A 6,747-nucleotide genomic window follows, 5' to 3' on the forward strand; every position below is an offset into this window, starting at 1 on the left:
GCTCCGTTCAAAAATAGCGCTCCGTGCAGGTAAGGCACGTACCCGAGCGCGGGTCCAACGCAAGAAACGCCTTATTAACCGCATCGGTCGTACAACACCACGCTTGGAGAGTTTTCTCCGTTGGAGTGGGGAATGTTTGGCTCACTGATCCGCCGTAAACCGGCAATGTCGCTCGCCAATGACGACGTTGCCTTTGAATCGACGACCTTTTCGCTATCGACCGCGGTGCCGCGGCCGTCGGAGCGGCGCGATGAAGATCGCCTTCCGTCGACGCTGTGCATCGTCAAGCTGACCACTGAACATGCTGATCAGTTGATCCGCGTGCGCAATATGTCGGCCGGCGGGCTGATGGCCGAAGTCGGCCAGACGGTCAGTGTCGGCGATGCGGTGTGGATCGAATTCAGTGGGCAGAAGATTCCCGCCACCGTGATCTGGACCCGCGAGGGCACGGCCGGGTTCAAATTCGCGCATAATATCGACCTTGGCGAACTGCTCGCCGGTCGCAAGCCACGCCACGGTTTCCGCCAGCGCCCGCCGCGACTCGACGTGCAGTGCAAGGCCAGCGTCCGCGTCGGCAGCACTTACTATAATTGCGAAGTGCGCGATATTTCGCTGGGCGGGATGAAAGTCGAGCCGATCGAGGAATATTGCCTCGGCAAGGACGTCGTCATCGTGGTCGAGAGCTTGCGCCCGATCAAGGGTCAGGTGCGCTGGTTTTCCGAACGCCGCGCCGGGATCGTGTTCGACGAGCCGCTGAGCCTTGAGGAACTGGCCGACTGGGTCGGCAAACGGGTCGAAATGGCCAGCCTCAAAGCAAGCTACAAAAAGAACAATTAAAGCCCGCTCTTGCCGATCGCGGGGCGGCTCTCCATTTCAGGCGCTTCGACAAGAGGAGCGAATGATGGCCGAGCAAGTCGCGATACTGGCAGGGGGTTGTTTCTGGTGCACCGAAGCGGTGTTCCTCGACATTGCGGGCGTCAGCAAGGTCGAAAGCGGCTATACCGGTGGCCATGTCGACCACCCGACCTATCGCGAAGTTTGCGGCGGCAATACCGGCCATGCCGAGGCGATCAAGGTGACCTTCGATCCCGATGTCATTCCTTACGCGAGCCTGCTCGAAATCTTTTTCGCCACCCATGACCCGACCCAGCTGAACCGGCAGGGCAATGATGTCGGCACGCAATATCGCTCGGCGATCTTCCCGCAGGACGAGGCGCAGGCGACCGAGGCCCGCGCCGGGATCGTGCAGGCGCAAGCGGGACAATCGGTGCCGATCGTCACCACCATCGAGCCCAGAGCGACATGGTATCCGGCCGAAGACAATCACCAGGATTATTGGGCGACCGAGGGCCAGCGCAATCCCTATTGCATGGCGATCATCCCGCCCAAACTGGCGAAATTGCGCAAGAGCTTCCAGGCGAGACTGAAGAGCGAGACGGCAACGAGCTAATCTGTGCGACGCCCGAGAGAAGGTTAATGGTAAACAGCCTTTGCTCGGGTTAATGCAATTGAATTGCAGCGACTTGTATGCCAGCCAGCGCCAACGGCAGCTTTCTGTTGTCCGTTTGTTGGGGGTATTTACAATGAATTTGCGACTATTCGCTTGCGGGCTCGTGCTCGCACCACAGATGCTGACTGCGCAGGCCCAGCAGACGATCGCGCCGATCAGTGCGCCGGTCACCAATAATGCCATGTTGCGCACCGGTACCGAAGTCCCGCTGCGGCTGCTGGAAGAACTGACCACCGGCGGCAAGAAGCTTCGCGTCGGGCAGCGGTTCCGGCTGGAAACCTCGGCCCCGGTGCTGGTTCAGGGCGTGGTCGTCATTCCCGCAGGCAGCCCAGCGGTCGGCGAGATCACCGACGTTCGCAACAAGGGGATGTGGGGCAAATCGGGTCGCCTCGTCGCGCGGGTGTTGAGCGTCACCGTCAACGGTCGCCAGATCCGCATGACCGGCGGTTTCGACGACAAGGGCGTTGCCGGCGGCGTCGGCGCGGTTGCAGTCTCGGCCATCGTGTTTCTTCCCGCTGGCTTTTTCATGACCGGAACCAGCGCCAAGGTGCCAGTCGGCGCTGCGGTTAAGGGGTTCATCGACGAAGACGTCCAGCTTGCCATGCCAGTCACCGGCCCGGCACCAATGGCCGTCGGTGCGCCCGCCGCGCCGCTAGCGGTGACGGCGGTTCCGGTCGTACCCAAGAACTGATTTCAACATATAATTATCAAGGACGAAGGGGCGGCGCGGGCTGCCCCTTTTTCTTTATCCGCGCGGTGCAGTAGCCCGGCTGAGGCGGTCGCGGATGGCGGCACCGATTCCGTCGTTGGGGATCGGCGCGATGGCGATGCGGGATTTGGGCGAGGCGTCGGCTTGGTGAAGCAGGTCGAACAGGCGAGCGGCGGCTTCGGTCAGGTCGCCGGTTTCGCTGAGTGACGAGTCGCCCGCGACGCCCCCGAAGCCGATCAGATATTCGTCGTCCTGGGCCGCCGTGGCGTCGAGCCGGAGCGGCTTTTGCGGAGCGTAATGACTGGCCATCATGCCGGGGGCTTCGATCCCGCCTGACGATAGTTTGGCGTCGATCTGGATCGGGCCGCGGCGGAGCAGGCGCACGGGCCCACCAGTCGCGGCGACGATGGTCGATTCAATGCCTTGCGTCGTCGGGCCACCGTCGATGATCAGCGCGATCCGCCCATCGAGACTCGCAAGTACATGCGCCGCGCGGGTCGGGCTGATCCTGCCGCTGGCATTGGCGGACGGGGCGGCGAGCGGGCAGTTGGTCGCGCCGAGCAAGGCCTGCATCGCGGGGTGCGCGGGGACTCGAATGGCGATGGTCGCAAGGCCGGCAGTGACCAGCAAGGCGATGCCATTGTCGGGCCGCGCCGGAACGACGATCGTCAACGGCCCCGGCCAGTGCGCCTCGGCCAAGGCGCGGGCGGTGTCGTCGAACAAGCCAAGCTGCTCGGCAGCGGCGAGATTGGCGACGTGGACGATCAGCGGGTTGAAGCTGGGGCGGCCCTTGGCTTCATAGATGCGCGCAACTGCAGCCGCGTTGGTGGCGTCGGCAGCGAGGCCGTAGACGGTCTCGGTCGGCACCGCGACCGGCTGTCCGGCGAGCACCAACGCTGCGGCGCGCGCGATACCCGCGTCGTCGAACGGCAGCACTTCGGTATCTGGCGGGCTCATGGCGCGCTCGCTATGGCATGGCCCGATGATCATCAAGGGTGCCCGCACATGACCTTTCGTTCCGCCGTCCACGACCAGCGCCTCGTCCTCGACCATGTGGTGCGGATCGGCGAGTTGTCGAACGACCTTGAAATGGTCGGCGCGGTGCTCGAAGGCGCAGGCCAACTGGCCGAAGGCGAATTCGCCCCGCTTGACCGGATCGGCGACACCGTCGGGGCGAAATGGACTCCCGACGGGGTGGTCATGCCTGACGGATATAAGGCGGCGTACAAGGCGTTCGTCGACGGCGGGTGGATGACGCTCGCCGCGCCCGAGGCGTATGGCGGGCAGGGGTTGCCGCTGGCCTTGTCGGCGGCGCTGATGGAGGATTTGAACGCCGCGAACATTGGGTTTGCGTTGCTGCCGATGCTGTCGATGGGGGCGATCGAAGCGCTGCAGCATCACGGGTCGGAGGAATTGAAGGACAAGTATCTGGCCACGATCGTGTCGGGCGAATGGCCGGCGACGAAGAATTTGACCGAGCCGCTGGCGGGCAGCGATGTCGGGGCATTGAAGACCAAGGCCGAGCCCAATGACGACGGCAGCTGGCGCGTCACCGGGACCAAGATTTACATCACTTATGGTGATCATGATCTGGCCGAGCAGATCGTCCATCTGGTGCTGGCGCGGACCCCCGCCGCGCCCGAGGGGACTCGCGGGATTTCCCTGTTCCTCGTGCCCAAGGTCTTGCCCGACGGGACCGCCAACGACCTGAAGTGCGTGTCGATCGAGCATAAGCTCGGCATTCACGCTTCGCCGACGTGCGTGATGAGTTACGGCGATCATGGCGGGGCGACCGGCTGGCTGATCGGCCCGGAGAATCAGGGCATGCGATCGATGTTCACGATGATGAACAACGCGCGGCTCAATGTCGGGCTGCAGGGCGTGGGGATATCCGAGCGCGCGACCCAGCGCGCAGTGGCTTACGCGCTCGACCGGCGACAAGGCGGCAAGGCGATTGCCGAGCATCCCGACGTGCGGCGAATGCTGCTTCGGATGAGGGCGCTCACGATGGGCTCTCGGGCATTGGTCTATTACGCCTTTGGGCAGATTGACCGCGGCGCGAAAGGCGATGCCGAGGCGGGCTATCGCGGCGATGTGCTGACTCCGCTGGCCAAGGCGTGGGGCACCGATGTCGGGTGCGAAGTCGCCAGCCTCGGCATCCAGGTGCATGGCGGGATGGGCTATATCGAAGAGACCGGCGCGGCGCAGCATTTGCGCGATGCGCGGATCGCGCCGATTTACGAGGGCACCAATGGCATCCAGGCGGCGGATCTGGTCGGGCGCAAGCTCGGGCTCGACGGCGGATTGGCGTTCGACGGGCTGATCGCCGAGGTCGAAGCCGAAGCCGAACATCCCCTGCTGATCGCGCTGACCGACTCGGTCGAGGTTGCGGCGGCGAGCCTGCGCAGCGCGTCGGCGGATGATCGGCTGGCGGGGAGCTACCCATTCCTGACGATGTGCTCGGTGATGGTCGCCGGCTGGCTGGTCGAGCGACTGGCGAAAGCGCCCGACGCCAATGCGCGCGACAAAGCGGCAGCGGAATATTTCTGTGCCGTAGTGGTGCCCGAAGCGCTCGGGCTTGGGGCGGCGGCGGAGAGCGGAGCGGCGATGTTATACGCGTGCGAGGCGTCGGCGCTGGCTTAAGCGTCGGCCACTAGATCGGCCGGGACAATCCCGAGCCGCGCCATGCGGTCGCGGATCAACGGCCACTCGGATTGGATGAAACTGTCGCGCTCGCTGGTGCGCAGCCGGGCGGCGGCACCTGCGGCGACGAACATGCCAACCCCGCGCTTGACGACGATCAGCCCTTCGTCCTGGAACCCCTGATAAGCCTTGGCGACCGTCAGCGGGTTGGCACCTTCCTCGACCGCCAGCGCGCGGACCGAGGGGAGGGGATCGCCGTCCTTGTACCGGCCGGCAAGGATTGCATCGGCAATCACTTCGCGGAGGCGGACGTAAACGGGCTTTTCATGAGAGTTTCTAAGCGTCATGCTGTGGTAATACAGCAGGTCGCGCTTTGTTTCAAGTGGGTTACGCGGACGGCGGAACCCACGGGCGCGCAACGGCGGCGAGCGGTGCACGCGGGCGTTCTTCGAGCAGCATTCCGGGCGAGCCGATGAACATGAACCCGGCGATCCGTTCGCCCGGCGCGCAGAAGGCGGCGCGGACCCGTTCGGAATAGGCCGCCCAGCCGGTGATCCAGCTGGCGACATAGCCCAAAGCATGGGCGGCGAGCAGCAGGTTCATTCCCGACGCGCCGACCGATAGCTCCTGTTCCCACAACGGTATCTTGTGGCCCGCAATCGGTGCGGCGACGAGCACGACGAGGGTCGGCGCCTGGTGGGCGAACTCCTGCGCCTTGGCGACGTGCGCGGGGCCATAATTGGGGTCGCATTCGGGCAGCGCTTCGAGCAGCAGATTGGCGAGCGCATCGCGCTGGTCGGGGGCGACGACCATGAACCGCCACGGGAATAATTTTCCATGATCGGGCGTGCGCGCGGCGATGGCGAGGATTTGCATCAACTCGTCATTGCTTGGACCCGGCGCGACCATTTCGCGCGGGCGGCCCGAGCGGCGGGTTTCGAGCAGGGAGAGGATGGTCGAGCGGTCGTTGAGCGTCATGGGGGCAGCACTACGCATGGCTGACGCGCGTAACAACCGGCTTCACAAGCCGAATTTCGTCGTTAGGGTGCGCCCTAACCAACCAGGCACCCCCGCGCGAGGCGTGCCGATCAAGGCGGAGAGAGCGAATGAAAGACATGTCCCTTTGGCAGGAGACCGAGTGGATTGCGGCAATCGCGGTCATCCTGCTGGGTATTTTCCTCACGGTCGGCGCCAAGATCGTGATCCAGAAGGAACCCGAGTTCGCGGGTCATCCCAAGGGCCTGTACATGCTGTTCTTCGCCGAAATGTGGGAGCGATTCTCTTACTACGGCATGCGCGCGCTGCTGATTTTCTACCTCACCAAGCACTGGCTGTTTGCCGACGGCAAGGCCAATTTGATCTACGGCGCTTACACCAGCCTGGTGTACATCACCCCGGTGCTCGGCGGCTATCTCGCCGACCGCTACCTCGGCCAGCGCAAGGCAGTCCTGTTCGGCGGGCTGCTGCTCGCCGCCGGGCACAGCCTGATGGCGGTCGAGGGGGTCGGCGGGCAGTCCGATCCGACGATCAACGTGTTCTGGCTCGCGCTGGCGTTCATCATCGTCGGCTCGGGCTTCCTCAAGGCCAATATCTCGGTGATGGTCGGGCAGCTCTACAAGCTCACCGACGTCCGTCGCGACGGCGCCTACACCGTGTTCTACATGGGGATTAACGTCGGCGCGGCGATCGGCACGATCCTCGTCGGTTATCTCGGCGAGACGATCGGCTGGGGCTATGGCTTCGGGCTCGCGGGCATCGGCATGATCGCCGGCCTGATCGTGTTCGTGCTTGGCAAGAAAGCGCTCAACGGCGCGGGCGAAGCACCGGCTCCGCTCAGCAAGGGCAAGGAAACCACGCTGTACGGCATTGGCATCGCCGCGGTCGC

8 protein-coding genes are annotated in these 6,747 nt (G+C 64.3%); 5 read left to right on the forward strand and 3 right to left on the reverse strand.

What is annotated here, in order from left to right; translation table 11 throughout:
• Positions 1 to 132 precede the first annotated feature (132 nt).
• The 3 genes from RMN73_RS07540 to RMN73_RS07550 all read left to right on the forward strand — a co-directional run bounded on the left by RMN73_RS07540 (position 133) and on the right by RMN73_RS07550 (position 2,201).
• Positions 133 to 837, forward strand: coding sequence for a PilZ domain-containing protein (locus tag RMN73_RS07540; protein ID WP_309602708.1), 705 nt, complete (start codon positions 133 to 135; stop codon positions 835 to 837).
• 64 nt (positions 838 to 901) lie between these two features.
• Entirely contained in the window at positions 902 to 1,450 is a 549-nt protein-coding gene (gene msrA, locus RMN73_RS07545) for a peptide-methionine (S)-S-oxide reductase MsrA (RefSeq protein WP_309602709.1), read from the forward strand.
• A gap of 178 nt (positions 1,451 to 1,628) precedes the next feature.
• Complete coding sequence (locus RMN73_RS07550; protein ID WP_309602710.1) at positions 1,629 to 2,201, forward strand: hypothetical protein; 573 nt, start codon at positions 1,629 to 1,631, stop codon at positions 2,199 to 2,201.
• A gap of 54 nt (positions 2,202 to 2,255) precedes the next feature.
• Here the strand turns inward: RMN73_RS07550 and RMN73_RS07555 are convergent, their stop codons facing one another.
• Complete coding sequence (locus RMN73_RS07555) at positions 2,256 to 3,176, reverse strand: L-threonylcarbamoyladenylate synthase (protein ID WP_309602711.1); 921 nt, start codon at positions 3,174 to 3,176, stop codon at positions 2,256 to 2,258.
• A gap of 48 nt (positions 3,177 to 3,224) precedes the next feature.
• On the opposite strand from RMN73_RS07555, the gene RMN73_RS07560 reads away from it, so the two are divergent.
• Positions 3,225 to 4,862, forward strand: coding sequence for an acyl-CoA dehydrogenase family protein (locus tag RMN73_RS07560; protein WP_309602712.1), 1,638 nt, complete (start codon positions 3,225 to 3,227; stop codon positions 4,860 to 4,862).
• On the opposite strand, the gene RMN73_RS07565 is transcribed toward RMN73_RS07560, so the two are convergent.
• Positions 4,859 to 5,209 carry a GntR family transcriptional regulator gene (locus RMN73_RS07565; protein ID WP_309602713.1) on the reverse strand — a complete coding sequence of 117 codons (351 nt, stop codon included), beginning with the start codon at positions 5,207 to 5,209 and terminating at the stop codon, positions 4,859 to 4,861. The genes RMN73_RS07560 and RMN73_RS07565 overlap by 4 nt on opposite strands.
• Before the next feature lie 40 nt (positions 5,210 to 5,249).
• Positions 5,250 to 5,858, reverse strand: a complete 609-nt coding sequence (locus RMN73_RS07570; protein ID WP_309602714.1) for a nitroreductase — start codon at positions 5,856 to 5,858, stop codon at positions 5,250 to 5,252.
• A 110-nt stretch (positions 5,859 to 5,968) separates the two neighbouring features.
• Between RMN73_RS07570 and RMN73_RS07575 the strand changes: the two genes are divergently transcribed.
• A partial coding sequence (locus RMN73_RS07575) for a peptide MFS transporter (protein WP_309602715.1) occupies positions 5,969 to 6,747 on the forward strand: 779 nt, incomplete at its 3' end.

The organism is Sphingomonas sp. (genome assembly GCF_031372575.1).
GTDB lineage: Bacteria > Pseudomonadota > Alphaproteobacteria > Sphingomonadales > Sphingomonadaceae > Sphingomicrobium.